1 pseudogene is annotated in these 401 nt (G+C 74.3%); it reads left to right on the plus strand.

Annotation, left to right across the window (positions count from 1 at the left end):
- Positions 1-146 precede the first annotated feature (146 nt).
- Positions 147-401 (plus strand): annotated as a pseudogene (locus tag G3I78_RS50000) (hydroxyacid dehydrogenase); the annotation flags it as partial.

Below are 401 nucleotides of genomic sequence, written 5' to 3' on the forward strand. Positions count from 1 at the left end.
CCGGGGCCCATTCGCCCCGCGAGGACCTGCCGGTTGCCGCCCGCCGGGTTGCCACCCTCCGGTCGGTTGCGCCACGTGTCGGTACCGGCGCCACGGCCGGGGTTTGTGACCATCGGGACTTCGGATCTCACGGCAGGAGCCGCCAAGTGACCCACCCCGCCTCCGACTCCGCCCCCTCTCCTCTCGCCGCGCCCCGCCGGCCCGTCACCGTGCTCGCCATGGGCTCCGGGACCCGGGCCGCCGTCCTCGGTGGCGGGATCCTTCCGGAGCTGGTCCGGGTCGCCGATGTGGATCCCGGGCTGTTGGTCACCGACTTCGGATCCGCCTGCTCCGAGGACGCGCTGCGGCAGCAGCTTGCCGTGGCCGTGGCGCTGTTTACCCGGTGGGGCTGCCCTCCGCTG

The organism is Streptomyces sp. SID13726 (assembly GCF_010548375.1).
Taxonomy (GTDB): Bacteria; Actinomycetota; Actinomycetes; order Streptomycetales; family Streptomycetaceae; genus Streptomyces.